Origin of the sequence: Rhodoplanes azumiensis, from assembly GCF_042682915.1 — a bacterium.
Lineage (GTDB): Bacteria > Pseudomonadota > Alphaproteobacteria > Rhizobiales > Xanthobacteraceae > Rhodoplanes > Rhodoplanes azumiensis.
This window is the reverse complement of the sequence record NZ_JBHUIW010000026.1, coordinates 23,242-48,000: the sequence shown is the minus strand read 5'-3', so window position 1 is coordinate 48,000 and position 24,759 is coordinate 23,242. Positions and strand designations below refer to the sequence as shown.

The window sequence follows — 24,759 nt, the reverse complement described above, 5'->3', positions numbered from 1 at the left end:
GCCGCGACCTCGCCGTCAGCGGCCCGCCGCCAGCACCCGTCGTCACGGCGCGGCCGGCGCGGCCTCACGGCGGCGGCTTGATCTTCTTCAGGATCAGCACCGAAAGATCGCCCGTCGGGGTGAAGTCGGTCTTGCGCATCTCGAACGTGGTCGGGCCGATCTTTTGAACGCCGGTGCCGCAGAAGCTGATCAGGCTGTCGGGATCGCCCTTGTCGACGACCAGGCGAAAGTCGCGGATCGGGCCGGACCAGTTGGCGCCGGTGGAGAGCACGTAGTCGATGCGCTGCTCCGAATAGGGCGGGCCGAACTCCGCCTTCGCCGTTTTCCGGGCGCGCTCCAGGGTCGCGAGAAGATCGTTCTCGATGCAGTATCTCTTGATGTGCGCGACGATCTCCGGATCACGCGCCATCGACGGCGCGCCGAGCGAGGTCTGCACGCTGGCGCCCACGCTCGGCGTGTAGCGATGCTCGATCACGGTCTCGCCGCGGGCCGGAAAGATTTGCTGCCAGTAGAAGGTCGTCTTCAGGCTCCAGCGCGGGGCGAGGTGCCGCTCCATGCCCTTGCCGGCGTCGTACTCGTCCACATAGGCGAGGTCGAGCTTCAAAAGCTCGTCCCATTTGTCCTTGGGCAGCCGGTCGAGCGCCGCGCCGGTCGCCTCCAGATGCGGCGCGAGCGGCACCCCGAGGCGCCGCAGCAGGGCCGTGCGATCGACGCCGTCGGCGCCGGTGACGCGCTGCTCGACATCGGTGCGGACGGGCGCGCCGTTCACCGTGGTCGAGAAGCCGAGCAGGTTGACCGGATCCTCGGTCGGCACCGCGATGTTCTGATCGGGGCCGTCGACCTTGATGTCCGGCATCGGGAAGGCGACGTGGACGGTGACGTCCTGGGCGCTGCGGTTGAAGAAGCGGTAGCGCACCTTGATCTCGGTGGCGGAGACGAACAGATCCTCGGCCAGCATCTGAATGGCGTCGTTCTTCACGAACACGAGTCCGCCGGTGGCGAGCTCGGCCGTGGAGTCGTTCGCCCGCGCGCCGCCCGCGGCGAGGCCGAGCGCCAGCGTCAGCGTCAGCGTGACGGCGTGTTTGGTCCGCATCGTCGTGATCTCCGGAAACGAGAAGCTCGTATCGGGCCGTTCTATCACGTCTCGCCGGCGCGCCCCCGCCCCTCCGCTCTTGCCCGCGAAGGCGGGCATCCAGGGCGCCACGTCGTGTCGCCCTTGGGTTCCCGCCTTCGCGGGGACGAGCGGATCGACGCGTCGCCGGACCGCGTCCAGGCCGCGGCTACGCCAACCCGGCCGCGCGGGCCGCGGCGGCCACCGCCATGCCGACCATCACGGCGAGGAAATCGTTGCGGGCGATCCACATGGTGAGCACGCCGGCGCCGACTGCCGCGGCCGCCACGGCGCCGCCGTTGACGACGATGGGCAGCACCGTCGCGGCGACGATCGAGCCGGGCAGGGCGGCGAGCATGCGCTGCACGCGCGGCGTCAGCGGCACCCGGCCCATCATCCAGAAGCCGCCGGCCCGCATCGCATAGGTGACGAGCGCCATGGCCGCGACGGCGATCCACACGCCGAGATCGCCGTCGGCGAGGCCACTCGCGGCGAGGCCCGCGGTCGCCGGATCAATCGCGCCGGTCATCGACGAGCCCCCCGGTGATCGCTCCCGCGAGCGCGCCCGCGACGATGAAGGTCCAGCCGCCGAGGAGCCGCTCGACGACGAGCGCGACGGCGCCGGCGACCATCCAGGGCAGCGCGGCGCGCCGCCCGCGCCACAGCGGCACCAGCATGGCGCCGAAGAACACCGGCATCACGAAGTCGAGACCCCAGCGCCGCGGGTCGGCGATCAGGGTGCCGAGCGCGAAGCCGAGCTGGGTGAAGCCGAGCCAGAACGAGGCGAGCAGCACGCTGGCGCCGAAGAACACGCCGGCGTCGTTGCCGCCCTCGGCGCGGTAGCGCATCGAGACGATCCAGCTCGGGTCCGAGGTCAGATGCAGGACCGGATAGATCCACGGCGGCATGGCGCCGAACCACGGCCGCAGCGTCGCCGTGATCAGCAGCATGCGGGCGTTCACGGTCAGCGCGATCAGTGTCAGGCCCAGAACGGTGCCGGGAGAGAACTCCTTCGGCCACAGCTCCAGCACGACGAGCTGCGAGGCCGACGCGAACATGGTCACGCACATCGCCAGGTTCTCGCCGAAGGAGAGCCCGACACGCGCCGCCGAGGCGCCGGTGGCGAGCGCAATCGCCATCATGCCCGGCATCACGGGCAGCGCGAGCCGCATGCCGTGCAGAAAGCCGGCGCGGGTGACCGGCACCGGACCGGCGGGGGCATCGGAGGTCGGAGGCGGACGGGCCGTCATGTCGGGGTGGAGCTCGAACGTGGAGAGCTGACGAAGAGTGCCGAGCAGCAGGAGCGGTGAGTGCGTCACCTCTCCCCGCAGGCGGGGAGAGGGACGTCGCAGCGCCGGGGGGTCGGCTCGAGGCGCTGCGAACGATCCTCGCCGCGTGCCTGCGGCTCAAAAGAAAACGCCCGCGACAGGCGGGCGTTTTCGCGTCGTTGGCTCTCGCCCGGATCAGCCGGTCGGCTGGGGCTCCATGTCGCCGGCGCCGGCTTCGGGCCGCGGCCGCGGCTTGCCGGCGGTGGGCACGGCGGATCCGCGCGGACCCGACGGCTCGATCGCCGACTCGCGGTTCGGCCGCTTGCCGTTGAGCAGATCCTTGATCTCGTCGCCGGTCAGCGTCTCGAACTCGATCAGGCCCTTGGCGAGCGTCTCGAGCTGGTCGCGCTTCTCGGTGAGGATCTTGGTCGCCTCCTGATGGCCCTCCTCGACCAGGCGCCGCACCTCGGCGTCGATCTTCTGGGCCGTGTTCTCGGAGACGTTCTGCTGGCGGGCGACCGACATGCCGAGGAACACCTCGTCCTGGTTCTCGCCGTAGGCGACGGCGCCGAGCTCGGGCGAGAAGCCCCAGCGCGTCACCATCATGCGGGCGAGGCGGGTGGCCTGCTCGATGTCCGACTGGGCGCCCGACGTGACCTTCTCCTTGCCGAAGATCATCTCTTCGGCGACCCGGCCGCCCATCATGATGGCGAGCCGCGAGGTCATCTGCTCGAAGCTCATCGAGAGCTTGTCGCGCTCGGGCAGCTGCATGACCATGCCCAGTGCCCGGCCGCGCGGGATGATGGTCGCCTTGTGGACCGGGTCGGTCGCCTTGACGTTGAGGGCGACGATGGCGTGGCCGCCTTCGTGATAGGCGGTGAGGAGCTTCTCCTCCTCCGTCATCACGAGCGACTTGCGCTCGGCGCCCATCATCACCTTGTCCTTGGCGTCCTCGAACTCGACCTGGGTGACCATGCGCTTGTTGCGCCGGGCCGCCATCAGGGCCGCCTCGTTGACGAGGTTCATCAGGTCGGCGCCGGAGAAGCCGGGCGTGCCGCGGGCGATCGTCTTGAGGTTCACGTCCGGCGCCAGCGGCACCTTGCGGACATGGACCTTGAGGATCTGCTCGCGCCCGATGACGTCCGGGTTCGGCACCACGACCTGGCGGTCGAAGCGGCCGGGACGCAGCAGCGCCGGGTCGAGCACGTCGGGACGGTTGGTCGCGGCGATCAGGATGATGCCCTCGTTCGCCTCGAAGCCGTCCATCTCGACGAGCAGCTGGTTCAGGGTCTGCTCGCGCTCGTCGTTGCCGCCGCCGAGGCCGGCGCCGCGATGGCGGCCGACCGCGTCGATCTCGTCGATGAAGATGATGCAGGGCGCGTTCTTCTTGGCCTGCTCGAACATGTCGCGCACGCGCGACGCGCCGACGCCGACGAACATCTCGACGAAGTCGGAGCCCGAGATGGTGAAGAACGGCACGTTGGCCTCGCCGGCGACGGCGCGCGCGATCAGCGTCTTGCCGGTGCCGGGCGGACCGACCAGCAGCACGCCGCGCGGGATGCGCCCGCCGAGCCGCTGGAACTTGCCCGGGTCACGCAGGAACTCGACGATCTCCTGCAGATCCTGCTTGGCCTCGTCGACGCCGGCGACGTCCTCGAACGTCACCCGGCCGTGCGCCTCGGTCAGGAGCTTCGCCCGCGACTTGCCGAAGCCGAGCGCCTTGCCGCCCGCCCCCTGCATCTGCCGGGACAGGAAGATCCACACGCCGATCAGGGCGATGAAGGGCAGCCAGGAGACCAGCAGCGAGACGAACCAGGGCACGTTCTCCTGCTGCGGCCGCGCCGTGATGGACACGCCCTTCTTGTAGAGCTTGTCGATCAGGGTCGGGTCGTTCGGCGCATAGGTGTTGAAGTTGCGACCGTCCGTGAAGGTGCCGTGGATCTCGGGCCCCTGGATGACGACGTCCCGCACCCGCCCCTGGTCGACCTCGTTCAACAGTTGCGAGAAGGCGATGTCCTGCGACACCGAACGCTGCGCGGGATTCTGGAACAGGGTGAACAAGGCGAGCAGCAGCAGGACGATGATCACCCAGAGGGCAAAGTTCCGCAGATTTGCGTTCATCAGGCGTCCTCGTGCCCCGTGGCTCATGTGACCGTGGGCGGTTGGCAGGCGAATTCCAGGCCGCACGCACCGGTAGGTCGGGGCATGACGCCAATGTAAGAGCCTCGTCCCCGCCCCACAAGCACACAGGCCCGGATGCGACGACGTGGCGGATCCCGTGGTGAACGGGATTTCTTCACGTTTGCGCAGGCCTAGTCCCCGGCGTTCCGGGGCCGCCCGCGGCGTTTCGCCTGTCCCGGCGGGCCGGGGCGGGAGCGATGGTGAGTCGGCCGTTCGACACCGTCACCATGGCACCGGCGAGCGTGCGGCGAAACCGCGCATCGGGCGCCACCGGCGTGCCGCTCTCCGCCGTCGTGGCGGAGCCGGCCAGCGCCGCGGCGAGCGCCGTCGCCACGATCTCCAGCTTCCCGAGCTCCACCGGCCCCTCGGTCGCGGCCGCCGCGACGAGCCGGCCGAGCAGGCGAATTCGCAGCTCTTCCGGGGCCTTGGCCCAGGCGATGGCGTCCACCCGAAGGGCCGTGCCGAGGGGGGGGGACGCGACCTCCGGGGCGATGCCGAGGGTGGCCGCGAGCCGGTCGGTCGCCTCCTCCAGCGCCGCGTCGGCCCGGCGCATGCGCGCGGCGAAACGAGCGAGGCGCGCCGGCGACAGCCCCTCGGCGGCCAGAGCCGGCGCGAGGCGGCGCAGCCGCGAACGAGTGAATCGTGGATCACGATTCGACGGGTCGTCGGCGAACGCAATGCCGGCCGCGCGCAGCGTCGCCACCAGCCGGGTCTTCGGGATGTCGAGGAAGGGGCGGAGGAGGAGCGCCTTGGCCCTCTCCCCGCACGCGGGGAGAGGTGAAGAGGCACACGGCACCGGCGCCACCCGCGCCATACCGGCGAGTCCCGACAATCCACTGCCGCGGGCGAGGCGGAACAGCACCGTCTCGGCCTGGTCGTCGCGGGTGTGGGCGGTGAGGATGTGGCCGGCGCCGGCCTCGCGGGCCGCCGCGGCGAGCAGGCGATAGCGCGCCGCGCGGGCCGCTTCCTGCAGGCCGGCCGTCGGCTTGTCGCCGGTCCAGCGCAGCACGAGGTGCACGACGCCGAGCGTTTCGGCGAGCGCGCCGACCGCGGCGGCCTCGGCGGCGGCGGCGGGCCGCAAGCCGTGGTCGACCGTCACGGCGACGAGGCGCGGCCCGTCGGCCAGCGCGGCCCGCCAACGGGCGGCGAGCCACAGCAGCGCGACGGAGTCGGGGCCACCCGAGACGGCGAGGATCAGGGCCGGGAGAGGCGCGAGATCGGCGAACAGCGCGGCGGCCTCGGCGTCGCCGATCGGCGCCGCGTCGACGGGGCCGAGGTCGGGGCCGAGGTCGGGGCCGAGGTCGGCGCCGAGGTCGCCGGCAGGGTCCGGTGGCTCACAGGCAGCGGACACGCTTCTGTTCGCGCTCGACCGTCTGCTTGAGGTTGACCGAGGCGCGTGGGTAGCGGGCGCCGACCTGGGCGAAGCTCGCACAGGCCATGTCCTTCTGGTTCAGGGCGGCGAGCGACTGGCCGAGCCGCAGGAAGGCGTCGGCGCCCTTCGGGTGGTTGCCGGCCTTCTGGGTCAGCACCAGGAAGGCGTCGGCGGCCTCGCGGAAATTCTTCTGCAGGAAAAGGCTCTCGCCGAGCCAGTACTGGGCGTCGAGCGCCAGCCGGTCGCCGGGATATTTCCGCAGAAAGTCCCGGAAGGTCTGCTCGGCGAGCGGGTAGTCCTTGCGCAGCACGTAGCCGTAGCCGAGGTCGTACTCGTCCTTCGGTCCGCCGCCGGGCGGCAGGGTCGCCATCTGGGCGCCGGTCGCGTTCGGGTTGCGGGGCGGTGGGGCCGGCAGTGCTCCCCCGGCGCCGGCGGCCGCGCCGCGGGCGAGCGACGGGTCGGCGCTGGCGGCGGCCGCCATGCTGCCGAGGTCGAGCGGCGCGCCCGGCTGCCCGAGCACCCGCGGCGCGCCCGGCGCATCCGGCCGCTGGGTCGGGTCGAAGGCGTCGCGGCGCCGGCCGCGGCCGGTCGGGGCCGGCGCCGCGGCGGTCGCGCCGGTGTCGGCGGAGGCATAAGCGGGCGAGCCGCCATAGGGCTGCGGCGCGGCGGCCGGCGGCGGCAGCTCGGTCGCGCCGGCGGGCGGCGCATAGGCCTGCTGGCCCGGCGCGGGCGCCTCGGCGCGCCGGCCGGCCGCCGCGGTGCCCGCCGGCGCCGCCCGTCCGCCGCCACGGCCGAGCTCCTGGAAGCGGAACTCGTAATCTTCCTGCATGCGCTTGAGCTGCTGCTCGAGCTGCTGGTTGCGGAACTGCGCCTGCTCGAGGTCGCCGGTCATCCGGCGCATCTGGCTCTCGAGCTGGTTGAGCCGGACGATCAGGTCCGACTCCGACATCTGCGCGACCGCCGGCCCCGCCGCGACGGCGACGCCGAGCACGGCCGCTCCGGCCATCAGGGCAGAGGACACGCGGCTCATCAGGCTCACCCGGACTCGTTCGAAGGAAACGACGCCCACCATACACCGGGCTGCGTCGAATCTGTGACCCGGACGGGGGCGGTTACGGTGCGGGCCGGCGCCGTGTCGCCCCGAAAACCGGGATGACCGGGACAAGCCCGGCCATGACCAGTGTCACGGCGGCCCGCGACCCTCGGCGAGAGCGATCGCTCACGAGCTGGCGTTGAGCACCGTGACGGCGCGGCGGTTCTGCGACCAGCACGAGATATCGTTGCAGACCGCGACCGGGCGCTCCTTGCCGTAGGAGATGGTGCGCATCCGCTGGGCCGAGATGCCGCGCGAGATCAGATAGTCGCGCACCGACTGGGCGCGCCGCGCGCCGAGCGCGATGTTGTACTCGCGGGTGCCGCGCTCGTCGGCGTGGCCCTCGATCGTGAAGGCGTACTGGCTGTAGGTCTGCAGCCACTGCGCCTGGCGATCGAGCGTCTGGCGGGCCTGCGCGGTGAGGTCCGTCTGGTCGCTCTCGAAGAAGACGCGGTCGCCCACGTTGACGACGAAATCCTGTTGGCTCCCGGGCACGGCGGCGCCGCCGAGGCCGGCCGCGTTCGGGTCGTTCGGCTTGTTGGCGCATGCCGCGATCAGGAGAACCCCCGCGAGCGCAGCCGCGATCCGGGCCCCTGTCCGCAGACGTGAAAGCTTCGGCATGCCGTTACTCCTCATAGACCTGCTCGGCGCCGGGCGGCACCCCGGCGTGAGACGTGCCTCCTGGTCTAGCCCCGCCTTCGTTAAGCGAAGGTTCCGTCAACCTTGACGCGGCGTTGCCGCGGCCCCCTGGAGTTCCGGAATCGGCGGAAACCGTTTGGAATGGTTAATGCGTCGTGAACGCGGCGGCAGCGTGGCGAGACGGGGCAGCGGAGGGGGTTCGGCTGGCCGCCGTGTCCTTCTCCCCGCGCGCGGGGAGAAGGTGGCTCGTCGCGTCAGCGGCGAGTCGGATGAGGGGGCGTTCCGGTGGGCGCTCGGCCTCGCGGCGGCGCCCCCTCACCCGGACTTCGCGCGCGAGCGCGCGAAGTCCGACCTCTCCCCGCGCGCGGGGAGAGGTTCAGGGGCCGCGTGCGGGGAGAGGTGAAGGGCGCCGAGCCAGCGGCGTGAAGACGGGGCGGCGCGTGCGTCAGCTCAGCAGCGGCGACCAGGCCGGGTCGGAGGCGAAGCTCGGGGTGCGGACGCGCTGCTCGTTGCGGCCCGTGATGTCGACCGTGTAGAGGGCCGGGCCCGAGCCGGGATCACGGAAGAACATCACCACGCGGCCGTTGGGCGCGAAGGTCGGCCCCTCGTTGTGGTAGCCGTCGGTCAGCAGGCGCTCGCCGGAGCCGTCCGGCTTCATGATGCCGATGCCGAAGCGGCCGCCGCCCTGCTTGGTGAAGGCGATGAAGTCGCCGCGCGGCGACCAGACCGGGGTCGAGTAGGCGCCGTCGCCGAAGCTGATGCGCTGGGCGCCGCCGCCGGTCGCCGCCATCACGTAGATCTGCTGGCGGCCGCCGCGATCCGACTCGAAGCAGATGCGCGTCCCGTCCGGCGAGTAGCACGGCGCCGTGTCGATCGCCGGCGCGTCGGTGAGCCGCGTCGTCGCCTTGGAGCGCAGATCCATCACGAACAGGTTGGAGTTGCCGCCCTGGTTGAGGCTCATGATGACGCGCTGGCCGTCCGGCGAGAAGCGCGGCGAGAAGGTCATTCCGGGGAAGTTGCCGACGATCTCGCGCTGGCCGGTCTCGACGTTCAGCAGGAAGACCCGCGGGTCGCCCTGGCCGAACGACATGTAGGTGATCTCCTGGGTCGTCGGCGAGAAGCGCGGGGTGAGAACGAGGTCGTCGCCGCGCGACAGATAGCGGACATTGGCGCCGTCCTGGTCCATCAAGGCGAGCCGCTTGATGCGGCGCTCCTTCGGCCCGGTCTCGTCGACGAAGACGATGCGGGTGTCGAAATAGCCCTTCTCGCCGGTCAGGCGCTCGTAGATGGCGTCCGAGATGATGTGGGCGATGCGGCGCAGGTTGTCGGGCGAGGTGAAGTACTGCTGCCCGGTCATCTGGGTGCCGCCGTAGACGTCCCACAGCCGGAACTCGGCCTTGAGCCTTCCGTCCGGCTGGCGGGTCAGCCGGCCGGTCACCAGCGCCTGGGCGTTGATGGCGCGCCAGTCCGGGAACTTCGGCTGCACGTCGATCGTCGTGATGCGCTCGATATAGGCGGCCGGGTCGATCGGGGCGAACAGGCCGGAGCGGCGCAGATTGGCGGTGACGATCTGGCTGATGCCGCGGGCCGCCTCGACGTCGCCCGGGCTGCCGCCGACGAAGTCCGGAATGGCGATCGGCACCGGCTGGACATTGCCCTGGGTGACGTCGATGCGCAGCTGGGCGACGGCGTCGGAGGCGGTCAGGCCGTACAGCGCCCCGGCGCCCGCCGCGGCGGCGGACGCGACCAGCAGGCGGCGTCGAGAAAAACGCTCGAGCATCGGGATTCATCCTTTTGCGCCCCACGGGCGTCTGGCGGCCGTGGGCGAAGCCGGGGACGGCTCTAGGACCGGATCACGGCAAGGAAACGGCGAAATCGCGCGGCGGCGGGAGCGCCGTCAGCCCCGGAACATATCGCGGGGATCGAACGTGACTTCAACATCCTTCCACACATCGTACTTGGCGACGGGGAGGCGGTAGGGCTGGCAGCGCCGAATGGCGCGCAGCGCGCTCTCGGCCGCGACCTGGAAGAACGGGTGGCTGCCGCGGTTCATCAGGGTCGGGTCGGCCTGCAGCGAGCCGTCCTGGCGCAGCCGCAGCCGCACCTGGACGATCAGCTCCTTGCCGTCGATGGCGCCGGCCGGCGGGTTCCAGCAGGCCTGGATCTGGGCGCGCAGCGCGTCGATCTCGCTCTGCGACAGAGTCGCGGCGCGGCCGCTGGCCAGCCCGAGCGACGCGGTCTGGTTGAGCGTGTCGCCGGTCGCCGCCTCGCGGCGCGGCGCCTGCTTGTCGAGCAGGGCGGCGATCTTCGAGGGATCGAAGGCATCGCGCTGCTGCTGCTCCTTGCGCTTCTGCTCCTCCGCCTTCCTCTTCTGCTCCTCGAGCTTCTTCTTCTGCTCTTCGGCCTTCTTCTTCTGCTCCTCGACCTTCTTCTGCTCCTCGGCCTTCTTCATCGCCTCGGCGATCGGGTCGGGCTGCGGCGCCTCGGTCGGCTTCGCCTTCTCGGGCTCGGGCTTCGGCGGGGCCGGCTCGGCCTTGGCCTGCTGCGGCTTGGTCTCGGGCTTCTTGGGCTCCGGCGGGATCGGCATCGGCTCGGCCGAGGCGGTCTGGATCGGCGGCTTCTTGTCGACCTTGGTGAGCTCCTCGACCGGCTTCTGCTCGCCGAGCTTCTCGACCAGCGGCTTCGGCGTGTCGGCCTTCTTGGCGGTCTTCATGCCGGCCGTGATCTGCGAGAACTCGGCGTCCGAGATCACGTCGATCGGCAGCGACTCGGCCGTGTTGGCCTCCAGCGGCTTCACCACGAAGGTGATCATGCCCCACAGCAGGAGCACCGCATGGCCGATCGCCGATATGGTCAGCGCCTTGCGCAACCCGTCACGACCCCTGCTCGACCTCGGTGACCAGCGCCACGCGCTTGAAGCCCGCCGCCGAGAGCCGCCCCATCACCTTCATGACGGTGCCGTAGTCGACCTTCTTGTCGCCGCGCACATAGACGCGCTCTTCCATGCCGCCGCGCGCCGAGGTGACGGCGGTCAGCTTGGCGACCAGCTCCTCGATCGGAATCTCGCTGTTCTGCAGGAAGACCTTGCCCTGGGTGTCGACCGAGACGGTGAGCGGCTCCTTGTCCTGGTCGAGGCTCTTGGCCTGGCTCTGCGGCAGGTCGATCGGCACGCCGACGGTCAGGAGCGGAGCCGAGACCATGAAGATGATGAGCAGCACCAGCATCACGTCCACCATGGGCGTGACGTTGATGTCGGCCATCACGGCGTTGCGGTGCCCGCGGCGCTTCCGTCCGCCGCCCCCCGCCATCATCATCCCCATTCCCGAACCGTCCCCGTGCCTGAGGTCGCCCCGGTCCCCGCCGGGCCGCCAGAAACCACCGTTGTGTCAGCGCCTTGTCGCGTCGGACGGGATCGTCCGGGGCGGCGCCTGAAGTCCTGCCGGGCCCGGTCGTCAGGCCCGCTCGTCGATCTGCCGCGACAGGATCGCGGAGAACTCGTCGGCGAAACCCTCCAGCCGGGAGGCCTGCTTGTTCACCTCGGAGGAGAACTTATTGTAGAAAATGGTCGCCGGTATGGCGGCGACGAGGCCGATCGCGGTCGCGAACAGCGCCTCGGCGATGCCCGGCGCCACCACGGCGAGCGACGTGTTCTTGGACGCGGCGATCGACTGGAACGAGTTCATGATGCCCCAGACGGTGCCGAACAGGCCGACGAAGGGGCTCGCCGAGCCGACCGTCGCCAGCACCAGGAGCCGCTTCTCCAGCCGCTCGACCTCGCGTGCGATGGTGACGTCCATCACCTTCTCGATGCGCATCTGCAGGCCCGCGAAGGACCGGCTCGATCCTTCGAAGCTGCGCTTCCACTCGCGCATCGCGGCGACGAACAGGGCGGCCATGGAATGGTTCGGGCGCTGCGCGAGCGAGCGGTAGAGCTCCTCCAGCGACTGGCCGGACCAGAACGCCTGCTCGAACTTGTTCATCGCCGTGCGGGTCTTCTGCAGCAGCACGAACTTCTCGATGGCGATCGCCCACACCCACACGGAACAGGCGAGGAGGCCGGTCATCACCAGCTTGACGACCCAATGGGCCTGCCAGAACAGGCCGAAGATGGAGAGATCGGCGGCTACGCCGGCAGCTTCAGGCATCGTTCGTTTCCAAGGCTCTCCGGCGCCGCGCCCAGGGCGGCACCGCCGGGCGGTCGCAAAAAGAGCGCGCCGGCAGAAAGCGTCGCGCTCCTGCCGCCGCGTCCCCTACGGGCATGGATGCGAGCCGTCCCCATTCCCGGCCGACCGAGTCCAGGCGAAACGTGACCAAATAAGGGCACCGCCCCGCCGTCCCGCCGGCCAGTACGGCGCCGTGGCGGTTAATGCTCGGTAAACGGAGCGAAGTTTGGGCAAGTTCTAGAGATTGTCGCGGTCCGCACTGCGCCGGCGCGGCGTGCCGTTACGCACGAATGCTTGCGGTGGCGCCGCGCCGCCCGTGTGACGACTGCACGATGACGACGCCCGGCTTCCCGGGATCGGAGGTCGACGCGACCGCTCGTCGCGCATGACGAAACGGCCGCCGTCTCGGAGAGACGACGGCCTCGTCGGAAGCCCGGCCCGGCGCCGGGCGGGCGATCGATCCGGCGGGCGTCAGCCCTGCTGCGGCTGATGCACGTCGGCCGAGGAGCGGCCACGGCGCTCGGCCATGAACTGGTCGAACTCGGCCTTGTCCTTGGCCATCCGCAGGCGCTCGAGGAAGTCCTTGAACTCGCGCTGCTCCTCCTCCAGCCGGCGGAGCGTCTCGGCGCGATAGTCGTCGAAGGCGCGGTTGCCGCTGCCCGGCGCGCCGAACCAGTCGCCGCTGCCGCGATCCATGCGATCGCGCATCCGCTCCATCTTGGCCTGCCAGCGGGACATCCCGCGCCCGTTCCAGCAACTCATGCGTCCGCTCCAGAAGGTGAAGGCGAGAAGCGCCAGGCCCATCGGCCACCAGAACACGAAGCCGAGGATGGTCAGGGCCATCCAGGCACCGGTACCGAGCTCGTCCAGTTTCGCAACCAAGGGCATGGCGGGCCTCGCAGGGATCCTCGTGGTGAATGTTAATTACATTTACATAGATACGAAGGCGGCCGGGGTTTGTCAAGCGGAGGACGCGGGACAGCGCCGGATATTCGGTCGCACCGGCCGCACCGGCCGCACCGGTTGCACCGGCCGTATGTCGTATGGAGGGCCGGGCCGCCCCTCGGTCGGCCCCCGGTCGCGACACCGTCCATAGACGTGGCCCCGGGTCGAAAGGTTACAAGCCGGCGACGGCGGTGAGGCGGCGGTCGGCCATCAAAGACCGGTGAACCGGGCGCGCTCGCGCCTGACGCGACCGGGTCGTCGGCCGGCAGGTCGACGTTCGGTGAAAACGTTTTCATCGCCACGGGCGGAGGCGTCCGACACCGATGGTCCGGCAGAAGGCCGACGTCGTGAGGGATGGACGCGGGCCCGGAGGCGACACGGGATGCGCTCCGATCGGCCATGCGGGATTCCGGCTCGTGCCGCGCCGCGCCGCGTCCGGGACACGCGGCGTTGCCTCAGCCCGGCGGGCGAAGGCCGAGACCCTGCAGGTAGACCAGCACGCCGGCCTCCAGGAGATCCTCGGGCGACATCGGCACCGGTCGGCGGGCGGCGTCGCCGCGGCCGAACAGGGCCGCGATGCCGTGCGCCATCGACCAGATGTGCAGGGCCATCATGAGCGACGGCGGCCGTGCCGGGCCGGGAAGGGTCGCGGCCAATGCCTCGCAGGCGGCGCGCAGCACCCCGAAGGCGCGATCGCCGGCGGCGCGCAGCTCCGGCGTCGCGTCCGGCCGCACGCCGGCCTCGAACATCGCCGCGTAATAGGCCGGCTCGCTGCGGGCGAAGCCGAGATAGGCCTTGCCGAGCCGGTCGAGGGCGGCCGAGGGGGTCGGCCGACCTGCATCCCAAGCGCGCGCGAGTGCCTGCTCGAAGGCCTCGAAGCCGCGCCGGGCGACGTCGGCCATCAGCTCGTCGCGGTCGCGAAAATGCCGGTAGGGCGCCGCCGGGCTGACGCCCGCCCAGCGTGCGGCCTCGGCGAACGTGAAGCCGGCCGGCCCCTTCTGGGCGATCAGCTCGAGGGCGGCGCGGATCAGCGCCTCCTTCAGGTTGCCGTGGTGATAGCCGCGCGGCGCGTCGCCGGAAGCGCCGTCGCGCTCGGACCCGTCGCGACCGGATTTGGACCAGCTCATGCCTGCGACCCGCTCATGTGAAGCGTCTTTACATGAGGGGGCCGGGGCCGTCGAGCGCGGCCGCGCGTCCGGTCGGTCGCTACGCGCGCTCCTGGTCGGCCTTCATGGCGATGCGCAGGGCTTTCGGGATCGGGCGGGCGCGGCCGCCGGACACGAAGGCGACCTTCACGGTCGCCTCGACCAGCACGGTGTCGTCGCGGGTCACGGTTTGGCGCAGCGTGATCGAGGCGCCGCGCACCTCGGACGGCACCGTGGTGACGACCACGATGTCGTCCATGCGGGCGGGTTTCAGGTAGTCGATCGCCAGCGACCGCACCACGAAGGCGAAGCCGGGTGCCTCGCGCTCGGTCTCCTCGAACAAGGCGCGCTGGTCGGCGCCGAGGAGGCGCAGATAGTTGGTGCGGCCACGCTCCAGGAACTTCAGGTAGTTGGCGTAATAGACGACGCCCGAGAAATCGGTGTCCTCGTAATAGACCCGCACCGCGAGACGGTGCCGGCCGTCGCGGATCTCGCCGTCGAGGCCCGCCGTCGGGATATGGCTCATGAAAATCGTCCGTCCGGCGCCGCCCGGTCAGGCGGCCGTCGCGGGCGGTTTAGACGCTCGCGGCGGGCCGGACAACGTCCGGCGCGCTGCCGCGGGGAGCCTACGCCCGCGCGTCGTTGACGATGGCGTCGAGCCGGGCGCGCAGATCCTCGGCCTCGTTATGGTACCAGACGCCGCCGAGCAGCGACCGGAAGCGCGGGTTCGCCTTCGCCTCGCGCTCGACCCGGGCGATGGTCTCCGGGCCGATGAGGTCTTCCAGAAGGCCGGCGGCGAGCAGCGAGAGGAGGTTCGGGTCGGTCTCGATCTCCAGCACGGCGAGCACCAGGTCGAGCGCCCGGTCCGGGTCGCGGTCGAGCAGCGTGCGCTCGTAGTCGGCGAGGGCGTGCCAGTTGGCGTCGCGATCCTTCTCGGGCTTGCCGTGCTCCTCCACCCAGGCGCGGGCGAGCGCATCGAGCGACAGGGTCGCGTAGTCGACGCGCAGGGCCGGCGTGTCGCGAAGGCCCTCGTCGGCCCGCCAGGCGGCCTCGTCGGCGAGGCGGGCGAGGCGGGCCTTGAGGTCGCGGCTCGGCGCCCACCAATGGACGCCGCCGAGCAGCCAGCGCAGGCGCTCGTTGCCGGCCGCCTCCGCCTCGATGCGGTCGATCAGCCGGGCGGCATGATTGTAGACCAGCGAGGCCATGAACTTCTCGCCGAGCATCATCTTGACCCGCGTCTCGGCATCGGAGGCGAGCACGGCCAGCGCCATGTCGAGGGCGCGGTCGGGTGCGTCGTGTGGGAGATGGTCGAAATAGAGCGTGGCGCCCCAGGACTCCTCGGTCTGGTCCTTGAGGCCGAGCCCCTGCAGCCGGCACCACAGCGCCGCGAGATCCGCGATCGGCATCGCCTCGTAGAGGGCGTCCTGTGCGGCGCTGCGGGCGCTTCCGGGCACCGGCATGGTGGCCCAGTGCTTGGCGTCGTCGATGAAGCTCATGCCCCACCCCCTGTGGTCAGCCGCTCTTGCGGGCGTCCTTCCGTCAGGGATTTGGTCGCAGCGGCCGTCGAAGAGGTTCGAGGATTCCCAAAGGTGATTGATATTTTGATATATTTCAGTGTGATATGCCGAGGTCGCTCCTACCCGGCGCGGGCCAGGGGCGGGGATGGACGGGGAATTTCTGTGTTCCACGCCCTCGCCGCCTCGATCCACGAGGCGATCGCCTCCTGGACGTTCCGGAGCGCCTCCTCGGGTGTCTCGCCGTCCGACATGCAGCCCGGAAGGTCGGGGACGGTCGCGACATAGCCACCGCCGTCCGTCTCGGCGAGCCGTTCGATCCGAACCGCGTATTCGAGAGTCATCACGGATCCTCCGGCTCCGAAAAAAGGCCGAACTGGCCGGGGTCGCGGCTCGGCTCGGCGAGGCCGAGATGGCGGAAGGCGTGGCCGGTGAGGAGGCGTCCGCGCGGGGTGCGCTGGATGAAGCCGCACTGGATCAGGTAGGGCTCGATGATCTCCTCGAGCGCGTCGCGCGGCTCGGACAGGGCCGCCGCGATGGTCTCGATGCCGACCGGCCCGCCGCCGTAATTGAGCGCGATGACCGAGAGATAACGCCGGTCCATCGCGTCGAGCCCGGAGGCGTCGACCTCGAGGGCCTGCAAGGCCCGGTCGGCGACCGGCCGGTCGACGGCGGCCGCCTTCTCGTACTCGGCGAAGTCGCGCACCCGGCGCAGCAGCCGGCCGGCGATGCGCGGGGTGCCGCGGGCGCGCCGGGCGATCTCGTTCGCCCCCTCCCGGGTCATCGGCACGCCGAGCAGGCGGGCGCCGCGCGACACGATCAGCTCGAGCTCGGCCTCGGTGTAGAAGTTGAGCCGGATCGGGATGCCGAAGCGGTCGCGCAGCGGGTTGGTGAGGAGGCCCGCCCGCGTCGTCGCGCCGACCAGGGTGAACTTGGCGATGTCGATCTTCACCGAGCGGGCCGCCGGGCCTTCGCCGATGATCAGGTCGAGCTGAAAATCCTCCATGGCCGGGTAGAGGATTTCCTCGACGGCCGGGTTGAGCCGATGGATCTCGTCGATGAACAGGACGTCGCGCTCCTCCAGATTGGTGAGGAGGGCGGCGAGGTCGCCGGCCTTGGCGATCACCGGGCCGGAGGTCGAGCGGAAGCCGACGCCGAGCTCGCGGGCGACGATCTGGGCGAGGGTCGTCTTGCCGAGCCCCGGCGGCCCGACGAACAGCACGTGGTCGAGCGCCTCTTTTCGCCCGCGCGCCGCCTCGATGAACACACCGAGATTTTTGCGCGCCTGCGCCTGGCCGACGAAGTCGTCGAGCTTTTGGGGGCGCAGCGAGGTCTCGGCCGCGTCCTCGTCGCGGCGCTCGGCGGTGACCAGCCGGCGAGGGGGAGGGGCCATCAGCGGATCTCGGGCTCACCTCTCCCCGCGCGCGGGGAGAGGTCGGGGGGCGCACCGAAGGCGCGACGTCCGGGTGAGGGGGCGCCTCCGTATCCCCGAGGCGCCCCCTCACCCGTCACGCCGCGTCGCCTCTCGCGTTCCCTCCCCCCCTGTGGGGGAGGGACAGGGAGGGGGGTGAGCCGCGAATTCCGAGCCCGGGGCCTACCCCCCTCCCCACCCCTCCCCCACAAGGGGGGAGGGAGCAGGCTGTGCCCCGGGGCGGCTCCCTCGCCCCAAATCGACTCGCGACGCCGGTGCACCGTCACAGCCCCGCTCCGCGATTGTACTTGTTGGGCAGCAGCACGCCGATCGGCACCACGACGGGGCCGGTCTCGCCCATGATGATGACGCGGGCGTCGGGGTCGTAGTCGCAGATCAGTTCGCGGCAGCTGCCGCAGGGCGAGACGACCCGGATCGTCTGGTCGGGCTCGTGCGGGCGCGGGTGGCGCACCGCCACGATGGTGTCGATGCCGGTCTCGCCGTGGTCGGTGACGAGCTTGCCGAGCGCCACCGCCTCGGCGCACACGGCCATGCGGCCCAGATACGCATCGAGATTGACACCGGTGATGACCTGGCCCGAGCGGCTGCGCAGCGCCGCGCCGACCTCCTGCCAGTCGTTGCGGTAGCGTCGCTTGATCGCGTCGGCGGCGGCCGCGATCAGGGTGCGGTCGGCGACCGTGAGCTCGGTCGCGCGGGCGTCCATCATGTCGCGAGCTCCTTCAGCCCGAAGCGGATCAGCTTGGCCGTGTCGGCGTCCTCGCCCGCCGCCCGCACGGCGGCCGCGACGGCGGCGGCGGCCTGCGGCTGGCCGTAGCCCAGATTGACCAGCGCCGAGACGGCGTCGGCGACCGGCTGCGGCGCCCGCTTGTCGGCGAGCGCGCCGGACAGCTTGGCCACCGTCGGATCGACCGACGCATAGGCCGGCGCCTTGTCCTTCAGCTCGGTGCAGATGCGCTCGGCGACCTTCGGACCGACGCCGGGGGCGCGTGCCACCATGGCCTTGTCGCGCATCGCGACCGCCGAGGCGAGCTCGGCCGGCGGCAGCGTCGAGAGCACGGCGAGCGCCACCTTGGTGCCGACCCCCTGCACGGTCTGGAGGAGCCGGAACCACTCCCGCTCGACGTCGGAGAGGAAGCCGAACAGCCGGATCTGGTCCTCGCGGACATGCGTCTCGATCGCCAGCGTCGCCGCCTCGCCCTCGGCCGGCAGCGCCTGCAGGGTGCGGGACGAGCAGTGCACCACGTAGCCGACGCCGTGCACGTCGAGGATGACGAAGTCCTCGCCGTAGGAATCGACGACGCCCTTGAGCTTGCCGATCATGGGACTCGGTCCGACAGCACCACGGGAACGGTGCCTGTTGTCGGGGTTCCCTCCCCCCTTGTGGGGGAGGGAGCAGGGCGGGGCTGCCGCTCGTCGAAACGCGAAGCGGTCGCCCGTCGAAGCGCTTTCGGCAGACCTGCCCTCATCCCCCGGCGGCCTTCGCCAGAGCCGCCCGGGCGACCGCGCTGGTGCGGTGGTGGGCGTGGCAGACCGCGATGGCGAGCGCATCGGCGGCGTCGTGGGTCTGCGGCGTCGCCTTGGGCAGCAGCATGCCGATCATCATGCGGATCTGGTCCTTCTCGGCGTGGCCGGCGCCGACGATGGTCTTCTTCACCAGGTTGGGGGCGTATTCGGCGACGGCGAGCCCGGCGAGCGCCGGCACCAGCAGGGCGACGCCACGCGCCTGGCCGAGCTTCAGCGTCGCGGAGGCGTCCTTGTTCACGAAGGTCGCCTCGACGGCCGCCTCGGCCGGGGAAAAGTCGCCGATCACCCGGGCGAGCCCGTCGTGAATCGCCACCAGCCGCGCCCCCATGGCGTCGCGCTCGTCGCTCGCCACCGAGCCGCAGGCGACGTAGGCGAGCCGGTTGCCCTCGACGTCGATCACGCCCCAGCCGGTACGGCGGAGGCCGGGATCGATGCCGAGGATCCGAATCGCTGCGCGCATGGTCGCCAGTCTTACACCAGGGTGCGTCGGAATCGACCGATCCGGTTCCGTCGAAGCCCCGGCAACCGCCGAGAACATGGCGTAAACCCTTCGTCAACCACGCGGGAAGTCGTCGTGGAACCGTCATGTGTCGAAAAGGCTCGCGGGCTAGTCTCCCGCCGCAGCCGCCGACCGAACCGGCCGGCTCGCGAGGATACCTGCCATGACCATTCCCGTTTCGGCGCTGTCTGCGACCACCGTCCCGGCGCTGCCGCGTCTCGGCCGCGATCAGATCGTCCCGCTCGCCAAGCTGGTGGTGGACTACGCGTTGCAGCCGATCGTCGAGATCAACACCGGCTACGTCTACGGCTACGAGGCCCTCATGCGCGGGGTCGACCGCCTCGGTCTCGACACGCCGATCGCGCTCCTGGATCTCGCGGCCGAGGCCGACGTGCTGGTGCCGCTCGAGCAGATGCTGCACGCCCGCGCCATCGCCAAGTTCGCGAGCCTGCCCGACGCGGCCGGCAAGAAGCTGTTCATCAACCTCGACGGCCGCGCGCTCGTGGCCGGTCACCAGATCCTGGGCGCCGTCGCGAAAGTGCTGGAAAGAAAGCGGATCCCGGCCTCGACCCTGTGCTTCGAGCTGTCCGAGCGGTTCGACAACGACGCCGAGCCGACCTTCGGGGCCGTGGTCGGCACGCTGCGCACCATGGGGGGCCGGCTCGCCATCGACGACTTCGGGCTCGGCGTCTCCGAGCTCAAGCTGCTCTGCGACCACGGCATCGACTACATCAAGATCGACGGCCACTTCATCCGCGGCATGGCGCAGAGCCAGCGCAAGCGCCTCCTGGTGACGACCGTCGCCAACCTGGCCCATGTGCTCGGCATCCGGGTGATCGCCGAAGGGGTGGAGACCGAGGCCGAGTACATCGCCTGCCGCGAGACCGGCTGTGACCTCGTCCAGGGCTGGTTCGTCGCCCGGCCGACGTGCGAGATCACGGAAATCCTGTCGAACTATCCGCATGTCGTGACGGCGCGGGCCAAGCACCGGCGCGACCGCAAGACCGACGAGCTGCTGATCCGCAACCAGATGGCGGCGCTGCCCTCGGTCACGATCGACGCCGAGCTGTCGGCTGTTTTCGAATTGTTCCGCAAGTCGCCGCGCGAGACCTTCTTCCCGGTGGTCGACGACGCGGGCGAGCCGCGCGGCATCATCCACGAGCGCGACCTCAAGCAGTACATCTACCTGCCGTTCGGCCGCGATCTCCTCACCAATCCGGCGTATCACCGCCGCATCTCGTCCTTCGTCACCGCCTGCCCGATCGTCGACATCGCCACCGACGCCGAGCAGATCCTCGAGGTGTTCGCCAACGCCCACGGCAGCGACGGCGTGATCGTCACCGAGAATCTGAAATACATCGGCGTCCTGTCCACGGCGGCGCTCCTGACGGTCATCAACGACAAGAAGATCCAGCAGGCCCAGGATCAGAACCCGCTCACCGAGCTGCCCGGCAACCTCTCGATCACCGACTTCGTCGCCGTCGCGGCGCTCGACGGCGACGTGCGGCGGCACTTCTGCTATTTCGATTTCGACGACTTCAAGCCGTTCAACGACCGCTACGGCTTCCCGCACGGCGACCGCGCGATCTCGCTGTTCGCCACCCTGATGCGCCGGCTGCTCGGCGGGCCCGGCACGCTGCTGGGCCATGTCGGCGGCGACGACTTCTTCGCCGGGTTTCGCGATCGCGATCCGGCGCAGCTGCGCGCCTCGCTGACGGAGCTGCTCGACGCGTTCCGGCGCGAGGCGCGCAAGCTCTACGGCGCGGAGGACCAGCGTCTCGGTTTCATCACCGGTCGCGACCGCGACGGCCGCAGCCGGCGCTTCGACCTGCTCCGCTGCAGCGTCGCCGTGCTGGAGCTGCCGTCCGGCATCGTGACCGGCGACCTCGACCAGATCCACGCCGTGATGGCGCAGGCGAAGTCGCAGGCCAAGCGCGATTCGGCCGCCATGGCGTGGTGCGTTTTCGCGGCGTGAGGCGAGGCTGCGCGCTCCGCCTCCGCATAAATCGCGTCGGCCTCACGCCGTCGTCGGCCTCACGCCGTCGTCGGTGTCTCGACCGTCTTGCCGGTCTTGCCCACCGCGGCCGGCGGTGCGGCGGCCGCGGCCTCGGCGGGTGCGTCAGCGGGAACGTCCGACGGCGCGGCCGCGCCGTCGTTCGCCGGCTTCGGCAGCGCCTTCGGATCGACGGCCTTGGCGTCGAGCTTGGCGCCGGCCGTCTTGTCCGCCTTCGCGGCGTCGGCCTTCTTGTCGCCGCCGATCAGCTTGGTCGGGACGAGCGCGCGCGGCGCCTTGGCGAGCTTCTTCACGGCGTTCGCCGCGATCACGGTGCGGCTCTCGGCATAGGCCTCGTGGTTCTGCTCGATGTCGCCGAGATCGTAGAGATAGTTGACCATCAGGCCGTAGGACTGGGCGCGGCCGCGGGTCGAGAGATCGGCCGGCCAGTCGAGCCGCTCCAGCCGCGCGCCGTTGCCGAGATGGAAGCGGGCGACCGAGTCGACCGGGCGGCCCTTTCGGTCGCGGCCGTTGATGTAGTAGTTGGCGGCGGCCCGCATCATCGGGTCGCGCAGCTCCTCCAGCGTCGCCTTGTTCTCCCACCAGCCGTCCTCGTCGAGACGGGCGAGCGTGACGCGGTCGGCCTCGCTCAAGAGCGACGCCTCGGCGGTGCGCTCGCGCTTGAGCCAGGCGGCGAAGTTCGGCGCCGGCGACAGCGTCACGAAGGTGGTGAGCCGCGGGAAGTCACGCGAGATGTCGGCGACCACCTGCTTGATCAGGAAGCTGCCGAAGGAGACGCTGGCCAGCCCGCGCTGGCAGTTGGAGATCGAGTAGAACACCGCCGTGGTCGCCCGCTCCGGGTCGATCGGTTCGCGCTCGGTGGCGAGGATCGGCCCGATGGCGCCGGGGATCTCGCGGGTGAGCGCCACCTCGACGAAGATCAGCGGGTCGTCGACGAGGGCCGGGTGGAAGAAGGCGTAGCAGCGCCGGTCGGGCGGATCGATGCGGGCACGCAGATCGTTCCAGTCGCGGATCTCGTGCACGGCCTCGTAGCGGATGATCCGCTCCAGCACGACCGCGGGCGTCGACCAGTCGATGCGGCGGAGCACGAGGAATCCGCGGTTGAACCACGAGGCGAACAGGTGGCGGAAGTCGGCGTCGATCGGCTCCAGATCGGGACGGCGGGTCATCGCGGCGAGCAGATGCTCGCGCATGCGCACCAGCGCGGCGGTCCCGTGCGGGGCGAGGTTGAGCCGGCGGAACAGCTCCTGCCGGCGCGGCTCGGCGGCAATGTGCAGGACATGCGCGGCGACGTCGCTCGGGTCGGCCCGGAACGCCTCCATGGCCTTGTCGAGCCGCTTGCGATCGGGGCCGAAGCGGGTCGCCAGCGCCTCGAAGAAGGCGATTCGCGGCCCGGTCTTCAGCTCCTCGTAGCGTTGCAGGATTTCTCGCGCCAGCGCCGTGCCGGAGGCCTCGCCGCGGCCGGTGAGCAGCTGCTCGCACAGGTCCGCGAGGCTCTCCGAATGGACCTGGCCGGGCGGCTCGCGCCGGCGGTCGAGCAGCCCGCGGCCGCGCTCGCTGATCGTCTGCAACAGCTCGCCGAAGAACGACGTGTTCATCTGCCTCGTCCTGTTGGCCGCGGGGGGCTTCGACCCGCGACATCCCCGGACGACCGGAGGTGGACGACCGGGGGCTGGTGTCCGAGCGGGAGCATAGCAAGAACGGCCGCCGGGATCACCCCGCGCCGCGGCACGACAGCTTTACGCAGCAGCGCGGAACCGTCACGGAGAGGACATGATCCGAGCGACGGCCGCCGCTCGATCCGGGTCGCGCGATCGGTGCGGCGTGTCCCGGACAAGGCCGGTCGGGCCGCGGAGCCGGACCCCAGGGGCGTTCGGACAGCGTCGGCGCGAGCGCTTCGCCCGGTCGCCCTGGATCCCGGGTCGCGGCGCGGTGCGCCGCGCCCGGGACACGAGGTTTCGCGTGTCCTCACCGCCCTCCCGGCGCCGGGCCCATCAGGGTGTCGGGCAGCCAGGTGGCGACCTCGGGGAAGACGCAGAGGATCACGATCGCCAGAATCATGGCGCCGACATACGGGATCGAGCCGAGCAGCACGGTGCGGGTCGGCACGTCGGGCGCGATGGCGTTGACGACGAACAGGTTGAGCCCGACCGGCGGGGTGATCAGCCCGATCTCCAGGTTGATGGTGACGATCACGCCGAACCACACCGGATCGAAGCCCGCATGGGTGATGATCGGCAGCAGGATCGGGCTCGTCATCAGGATGATGCCGGCGGGCGGGATGAAGCAGCCGGCGACCAGCAGGAACAGGTTGATCAGCCCCATCAGCACCCAGCGGTTGACCTGCGCGTCGGCGATCGCCTGGGCGAGCGTCTGGGTGATGTAGAGCGAGCTGAGCATGTAGCCGAACAGCACCGCGGTGCCGATGATCATCAGGATCATGACGGACTCGCGCGTCGTCTCGCGCAGGATCCGCCACCAGTCCTTCGGGCTCCACATCCGGTAGATGGTGACGGCGAGCACGACGCACAGCGCAGCGCCGACGCCGGCCGCCTCGGAGGGTGTCGCGATGCCGCCGTAGAGCACGACCATGACGCCGACCACGATGAGGAGGAACGGCGCCACCTTGGGGATCGAGGAGAGCTTCTCGGCCCAGGTGTAGCGGAACTCCGGCGCATAGGCGCGAAAGCCCTTCCACCAGATGTAGAAGATGGTCCAGGCCATGAACAGGCCGGTGAGCAGCAGGCCCGGCATCACGCCGGCCAGGAACAGGCGGCCGATCGAGGTCTCGGTGGCGATGCCGTAGAGGATGAAGGTGATGGAGGGCGGAATCAGGATCCCGAGCGTGCCGCCGGCGCAGATCGAGCCCGTGGCGATCTCGCCCGGATAGCCGCGCTTGCGCATCTCCGGGATGCCCATCTTGCCGATCGCCGCACAGGTGGCGGGCGACGAGCCGGTGAGGGCCGCGAACAGCGCGCAGGCGCCGAGATTGGAGACGACGAGGCCGCCCGGCACCCGGTAGAGCCAGCGGTCGAGCGCGACATAGAGGTCGCGGCCGGCCGGCGAGGCGCCGATCGCCGCACCCATCATGATGAACATCGGAATCGACACGAGCGTGAAGTCGTGCAGGCCGGAATAGAGCGTCTCGGCGACCACGCCGAGCGAGTCCGCGCCCTGGAACAGCACCAGGAACACGATCGACACGACGCCGAGCGCGAAAGCGACGGGCGCGCCGGTGAGAAGCACCAGGATGGTGACGACGAGCACCAGAACGCCTTGCACGGCGGGGCTCATATGCCGCCCTCCAGCGGGGCCTCGAGGCCGAACGGCCGGACCCGTCCGGTGGAGAGCTCGACGAGATCGGCGACGTATTGGAGCGTCAGCACGCCGAGCCCGATCGGCATCGCCGCATAGGGGATCCACAGGCGCACCCGCCACATGGATTCGGACACCCAGCGGTTCTCCCACGCCTCCATCCAGAACATCGCGGTGAGCACCGTCGCGGTCGCCGCGAAACCGAGCGACAGCACGGCCGCGACGATCGCGAGCCAGTACCGGCCGGTCTCGCCGAGCGCCAGCGGCAGCACGTCGACGGCGACGTGGCCGCGCGTCATCAGCACATAGGGGGCGCCGACGAAGGTCGCGCCGACCAGGCTGAAGGTGACGAAGTCGGTCTGCCAGATGGTGTTCTGGTTCAGGACGAAGCGCACGAACACCATCTGGCACACCACCACCACGGCCGTGGCGGTGAGCGCGGCCGCGACGATGCCGCACAGAAGCGAGAGGCCGCGAACGGCCCTGATCGCGAAATCCATGACAGTCCCCCGGGACGCGTGTCCCGTCCCCTTGGCGGAGCCGA

The 24,759-nt window shown here is 70.6% G+C and carries 23 protein-coding genes and 1 pseudogene; 1 reads left to right on the top strand and 23 read right to left on the bottom strand.

Translation table 11 applies throughout. The annotated features are described in order from the left end of the window. Positions 1-64: 64 nt before the first annotated feature. From ACFSOX_RS19300 to ruvC, 20 genes are all read right to left on the bottom strand, one after another. A complete protein-coding gene (locus ACFSOX_RS19300; protein WP_378479451.1) occupies positions 65-1,093 on the bottom strand; it encodes a DUF4424 domain-containing protein in 1,029 nt (342 codons plus the stop codon). 187 nt (positions 1,094-1,280) lie between these two features. Continuing rightward, positions 1,281-1,640, bottom strand: coding sequence for an AzlD family protein (locus tag ACFSOX_RS19295; RefSeq protein ID WP_378479450.1), 360 nt, complete (start codon positions 1,638-1,640; stop codon positions 1,281-1,283). Beyond that, positions 1,624-2,430 (bottom strand): AzlC family ABC transporter permease, encoded by an 807-nt coding sequence (locus tag ACFSOX_RS19290; protein WP_378479449.1) that lies wholly within the window; start codon positions 2,428-2,430, stop codon positions 1,624-1,626. The genes ACFSOX_RS19295 and ACFSOX_RS19290 overlap by 17 nt, the downstream gene beginning before the upstream one ends. 144 nt (positions 2,431-2,574) lie before the next feature. Then, positions 2,575-4,500 (bottom strand): ATP-dependent zinc metalloprotease FtsH, encoded by a 1,926-nt coding sequence (ftsH, locus tag ACFSOX_RS19285; RefSeq protein ID WP_378479448.1) that lies wholly within the window; start codon positions 4,498-4,500, stop codon positions 2,575-2,577. A gap of 175 nt (positions 4,501-4,675) precedes the next feature. After that, positions 4,676-5,911 carry a tRNA lysidine(34) synthetase TilS gene (gene tilS / locus ACFSOX_RS19280; RefSeq protein ID WP_378479447.1) on the bottom strand — a complete coding sequence of 412 codons (1,236 nt, stop codon included), beginning with the start codon at positions 5,909-5,911 and terminating at the stop codon, positions 4,676-4,678. Continuing rightward, positions 5,895-6,962, bottom strand: a complete 1,068-nt coding sequence (gene ybgF / locus ACFSOX_RS19275; RefSeq protein ID WP_378479446.1) for a tol-pal system protein YbgF — start codon at positions 6,960-6,962, stop codon at positions 5,895-5,897. The genes tilS and ybgF overlap by 17 nt, the downstream gene beginning before the upstream one ends. A gap of 189 nt (positions 6,963-7,151) precedes the next feature. Then, a complete protein-coding gene (gene pal, locus ACFSOX_RS19270; protein ID WP_378479445.1) occupies positions 7,152-7,646 on the bottom strand; it encodes a peptidoglycan-associated lipoprotein Pal in 495 nt (164 codons plus the stop codon). Between the two features lie 463 nt (positions 7,647-8,109). Continuing rightward, positions 8,110-9,444: a Tol-Pal system beta propeller repeat protein TolB gene (tolB, locus tag ACFSOX_RS19265; protein WP_378479444.1), complete on the bottom strand. Its 1,335-nt coding sequence runs from the start codon at positions 9,442-9,444 to the stop codon at positions 8,110-8,112. A 117-nt stretch (positions 9,445-9,561) separates the two neighbouring features. Beyond that, the gene (locus tag ACFSOX_RS19260; protein WP_378479443.1) at positions 9,562-10,533 is read right to left on the bottom strand and encodes a hypothetical protein; all 972 of its coding nucleotides are present in this window, start codon (positions 10,531-10,533) and stop codon (positions 9,562-9,564) included. A 4-nt stretch (positions 10,534-10,537) separates the two neighbouring features. Continuing rightward, positions 10,538-10,984, bottom strand: a complete 447-nt coding sequence (tolR, locus tag ACFSOX_RS19255; RefSeq protein WP_378479442.1) for a protein TolR — start codon at positions 10,982-10,984, stop codon at positions 10,538-10,540. 132 nt (positions 10,985-11,116) lie between these two features. Then, complete coding sequence (gene tolQ / locus ACFSOX_RS19250; protein ID WP_111359639.1) at positions 11,117-11,809, bottom strand: protein TolQ; 693 nt, start codon at positions 11,807-11,809, stop codon at positions 11,117-11,119. Between the two features lie 489 nt (positions 11,810-12,298). Next, positions 12,299-12,715, bottom strand: coding sequence for a DUF2852 domain-containing protein (locus ACFSOX_RS19245; protein ID WP_378479441.1), 417 nt, complete (start codon positions 12,713-12,715; stop codon positions 12,299-12,301). 512 nt (positions 12,716-13,227) lie between these two features. Further along, positions 13,228-13,899: a TetR/AcrR family transcriptional regulator gene (locus ACFSOX_RS19240; RefSeq protein WP_378479440.1), complete on the bottom strand. Its 672-nt coding sequence runs from the start codon at positions 13,897-13,899 to the stop codon at positions 13,228-13,230. Between the two features lie 79 nt (positions 13,900-13,978). Beyond that, the gene (gene ybgC, locus ACFSOX_RS19235; RefSeq protein WP_378479439.1) at positions 13,979-14,443 is read right to left on the bottom strand and encodes a tol-pal system-associated acyl-CoA thioesterase; all 465 of its coding nucleotides are present in this window, start codon (positions 14,441-14,443) and stop codon (positions 13,979-13,981) included. A 100-nt stretch (positions 14,444-14,543) separates the two neighbouring features. Next, the gene (locus tag ACFSOX_RS19230; protein ID WP_378479438.1) at positions 14,544-15,413 is read right to left on the bottom strand and encodes a DUF6869 domain-containing protein; all 870 of its coding nucleotides are present in this window, start codon (positions 15,411-15,413) and stop codon (positions 14,544-14,546) included. Between the two features lie 140 nt (positions 15,414-15,553). Next, complete coding sequence (locus ACFSOX_RS19225) at positions 15,554-15,775, bottom strand: type II toxin-antitoxin system HicB family antitoxin (RefSeq protein ID WP_378479437.1); 222 nt, start codon at positions 15,773-15,775, stop codon at positions 15,554-15,556. After that, positions 15,775-16,824 (bottom strand): Holliday junction branch migration DNA helicase RuvB, encoded by a 1,050-nt coding sequence (gene ruvB / locus ACFSOX_RS19220; protein ID WP_378479436.1) that lies wholly within the window; start codon positions 16,822-16,824, stop codon positions 15,775-15,777. The genes ACFSOX_RS19225 and ruvB overlap by 1 nt, the downstream gene beginning before the upstream one ends. 301 nt (positions 16,825-17,125) lie before the next feature. After that, positions 17,126-17,569: a cytidine deaminase gene (locus ACFSOX_RS19215; protein WP_378479435.1), complete on the bottom strand. Its 444-nt coding sequence runs from the start codon at positions 17,567-17,569 to the stop codon at positions 17,126-17,128. Continuing rightward, positions 17,566-18,183 (bottom strand): Holliday junction branch migration protein RuvA, encoded by a 618-nt coding sequence (ruvA, locus tag ACFSOX_RS19210; RefSeq protein ID WP_378479434.1) that lies wholly within the window; start codon positions 18,181-18,183, stop codon positions 17,566-17,568. Before ruvA ends, ACFSOX_RS19215 begins: the two co-directional genes overlap by 4 nt. A 142-nt stretch (positions 18,184-18,325) precedes the next feature. After that, positions 18,326-18,847, bottom strand: a complete 522-nt coding sequence (gene ruvC, locus ACFSOX_RS19205) for a crossover junction endodeoxyribonuclease RuvC (protein WP_378479433.1) — start codon at positions 18,845-18,847, stop codon at positions 18,326-18,328. Between the two features lie 202 nt (positions 18,848-19,049). Here ruvC and ACFSOX_RS19200 point away from each other — a divergent pair, with 202 nt between their 5' ends. Beyond that, on the top strand, positions 19,050-20,861 hold the full coding sequence (locus ACFSOX_RS19200) for a GGDEF domain-containing protein (protein ID WP_378479432.1): 1,812 nt from the start codon (positions 19,050-19,052) through the stop codon (positions 20,859-20,861). 314 nt (positions 20,862-21,175) lie between these two features. Here ACFSOX_RS19200 and ACFSOX_RS19195 read toward each other — a convergent pair. From ACFSOX_RS19195 to ACFSOX_RS19185, 3 genes and pseudogenes are all read right to left on the bottom strand, one after another. After that, positions 21,176-22,498: pseudogene (locus ACFSOX_RS19195) on the bottom strand (malonyl-CoA decarboxylase); the annotation flags it as partial. A gap of 370 nt (positions 22,499-22,868) precedes the next feature. After that, complete coding sequence (locus ACFSOX_RS19190) at positions 22,869-24,194, bottom strand: TRAP transporter large permease (protein WP_378479431.1); 1,326 nt, start codon at positions 24,192-24,194, stop codon at positions 22,869-22,871. Next, positions 24,191-24,715: a TRAP transporter small permease gene (locus tag ACFSOX_RS19185; protein ID WP_378479430.1), complete on the bottom strand. Its 525-nt coding sequence runs from the start codon at positions 24,713-24,715 to the stop codon at positions 24,191-24,193. Before ACFSOX_RS19185 ends, ACFSOX_RS19190 begins: the two co-directional genes overlap by 4 nt. Positions 24,716-24,759: the final 44 nt, after the last annotated feature.

Excerpts from the sequence above, each read along its gene's own strand:
- ACFSOX_RS19300 (WP_378479451.1), bottom strand. The coding sequence starts at position 1,093 with ATGCGGACCAAACACGCCGTCACGCTGACGCTGACGCTGGCGCTCGGC.
- ACFSOX_RS19295 (WP_378479450.1), bottom strand. The coding sequence starts at position 1,640 with ATGACCGGCGCGATTGATCCGGCGACCGCGGGCCTCGCCGCGAGTGGC.
- ftsH (WP_378479448.1), bottom strand. The coding sequence starts at position 4,500 with ATGAACGCAAATCTGCGGAACTTTGCCCTCTGGGTGATCATCGTCCTG.
- ybgF (WP_378479446.1), bottom strand. The coding sequence starts at position 6,962 with ATGAGCCGCGTGTCCTCTGCCCTGATGGCCGGAGCGGCCGTGCTCGGC.
- pal (WP_378479445.1), bottom strand. The coding sequence starts at position 7,646 with ATGCCGAAGCTTTCACGTCTGCGGACAGGGGCCCGGATCGCGGCTGCG.
- tolB (WP_378479444.1), bottom strand. The coding sequence starts at position 9,444 with ATGCTCGAGCGTTTTTCTCGACGCCGCCTGCTGGTCGCGTCCGCCGCC.
- tolR (WP_378479442.1), bottom strand. The coding sequence starts at position 10,984 with ATGGGGATGATGATGGCGGGGGGCGGCGGACGGAAGCGCCGCGGGCAC.
- tolQ (WP_111359639.1), bottom strand. The coding sequence starts at position 11,809 with ATGCCTGAAGCTGCCGGCGTAGCCGCCGATCTCTCCATCTTCGGCCTG.
- ACFSOX_RS19245 (WP_378479441.1), bottom strand. The coding sequence starts at position 12,715 with ATGCCCTTGGTTGCGAAACTGGACGAGCTCGGTACCGGTGCCTGGATG.
- ACFSOX_RS19240 (WP_378479440.1), bottom strand. The coding sequence starts at position 13,899 with ATGAGCTGGTCCAAATCCGGTCGCGACGGGTCCGAGCGCGACGGCGCT.
- ybgC (WP_378479439.1), bottom strand. The coding sequence starts at position 14,443 with ATGAGCCATATCCCGACGGCGGGCCTCGACGGCGAGATCCGCGACGGC.
- ACFSOX_RS19230 (WP_378479438.1), bottom strand. The coding sequence starts at position 15,413 with ATGAGCTTCATCGACGACGCCAAGCACTGGGCCACCATGCCGGTGCCC.
- ACFSOX_RS19225 (WP_378479437.1), bottom strand. The coding sequence starts at position 15,775 with ATGACTCTCGAATACGCGGTTCGGATCGAACGGCTCGCCGAGACGGAC.
- ruvB (WP_378479436.1), bottom strand. The coding sequence starts at position 16,824 with ATGGCCCCTCCCCCTCGCCGGCTGGTCACCGCCGAGCGCCGCGACGAG.
- ACFSOX_RS19215 (WP_378479435.1), bottom strand. The coding sequence starts at position 17,569 with ATGATGGACGCCCGCGCGACCGAGCTCACGGTCGCCGACCGCACCCTG.
- ruvA (WP_378479434.1), bottom strand. The coding sequence starts at position 18,183 with ATGATCGGCAAGCTCAAGGGCGTCGTCGATTCCTACGGCGAGGACTTC.
- ruvC (WP_378479433.1), bottom strand. The coding sequence starts at position 18,847 with ATGCGCGCAGCGATTCGGATCCTCGGCATCGATCCCGGCCTCCGCCGT.
- ACFSOX_RS19200 (WP_378479432.1), top strand. The coding sequence starts at position 19,050 with ATGACCATTCCCGTTTCGGCGCTGTCTGCGACCACCGTCCCGGCGCTG.
- ACFSOX_RS19190 (WP_378479431.1), bottom strand. The coding sequence starts at position 24,194 with ATGAGCCCCGCCGTGCAAGGCGTTCTGGTGCTCGTCGTCACCATCCTG.
- ACFSOX_RS19185 (WP_378479430.1), bottom strand. The coding sequence starts at position 24,715 with ATGGATTTCGCGATCAGGGCCGTTCGCGGCCTCTCGCTTCTGTGCGGC.